We start from the raw sequence: 1,484 nt of genomic DNA, 5'->3' as shown, positions 1-1,484 counted from the left end.
TAACTTACTTAAACCATCAATTTATAAGATAGATTATACTCTATCTTTCGACTCCCTAGAAAGGAGGTGATCCAGCCGCAGGTTCTCCTACGGCTACCTTGTTACGACTTCACCCCAATTACTAACCCCACCTTCGGCCGCGTCCTCCTAAGTTAGACTACGGACTTCGGGTGTTGCCAGCTCTCATGGTGTGACGGGCGGTGTGTACAAGGCCCGGGAACGTATTCACCGCGACATTCTGATTCGCGATTACTAGCAACTCCAACTTCATGTAGGCGAGTTTCAGCCTACAATCCGAACTGGGGGCAGTTTTTGAGGTTTGCTCCACCTCGCGGTCTTGCTTCTCTCTGTACTGCCCATTGTAGCACGTGTGTTGCCCTGGACATAAGGGGCATGATGATTTGACGTCATCCCCACCTTCCTCCGCGTTAACCGCGGCAGTCTTGCTAGAGTGCTCAACTAAATGTTAGCAACTAACAACAGGGGTTGCGCTCGTTGCAGGACTTAACCTAACATCTCACGACACGAGCTGACGACAACCATGCACCACCTGTATCCCTGCCCCGAAGGGCTTCTCTTATCTCTAAGATATTCAGGGTATGTCAAGTCCAGGTAAGGTTCTTCGCGTTGCTTCGAATTAAACCACATGCTCCGCTGCTTGTGCGGGCCCCCGTCAATTCCTTTGAGTTTTAATCTTGCGATCGTACTTCCCAGGCGGAGTACTTATTGTGTTTACTGCGGCACAGAAGGGGTCGATACCTCCTACACCTAGTACTCATCGTTTACGGCGTGGACTACCAGGGTATCTAATCCTGTTTGCTACCCACGCTTTCGTGCCTCAGCGTCAGTTACGGTCCAGAGAATCGCCTTCGCCACTGGTGTTCTTCCTAATCTCTACGCATTTCACCGCTACACTAGGAATTCCATTCTCCTCTCCCGCACTCTAGATATCCAGTTTGAAATGCAGTGCCCGGGTTAAGCCCGGGTATTTCACATCTCACTTAAATATCCGCCTACGCACTCTTTACGCCCAGTAATTCCGGACAACGCTCGCCACCTACGTATTACCGCGGCTGCTGGCACGTAGTTAGCCGTGGCTTCCTCCTTGGGTACCGTCATTATCGTCCCCAAAGACAGAGCTTTACAATCCGAAAACCTTCTTCACTCACGCGGCGTTGCTGCATCAGGCTTTCGCCCATTGTGCAATATTCCCCACTGCTGCCTCCCGTAGGAGTCTGGACCGTCTCTCAGTTCCAATGTGGCCGATCACCCTCTCAGGTCGGCTACGCATCGTCGCCTTGGTAGGCCGTTACCCTACCAACTAGCTAATGCGCCGCGGGTCCATCTCAAAGCGGATTACTCCTTTAAATCAATCTCCATGTGAAAACTGATTATTATGCGGTATTAATCTCCCTTTCGGGAGGCTATCCCCCTCTTTGAGGTAGGTTACCCACGTGTTACTCACCCGTCCGCCGCTAATCCAC

The 1,484-nt window shown here is 51.4% G+C and carries 1 rRNA gene; it reads right to left on the bottom strand.

Annotated elements, in window-relative coordinates:
• Positions 1 to 59: 59 nt before the first annotated feature.
• Positions 60 to 1,484 (bottom strand): 16S ribosomal RNA (locus tag CLRAG_RS17000); the annotation flags it as partial.

Source organism: Clostridium ragsdalei P11, assembly GCF_001675165.1.
Classification (GTDB): domain Bacteria; phylum Bacillota; class Clostridia; order Clostridiales; family Clostridiaceae; genus Clostridium_B; species Clostridium_B ragsdalei.
This window is presented reverse-complemented; position numbering and strand designations above follow the sequence as displayed.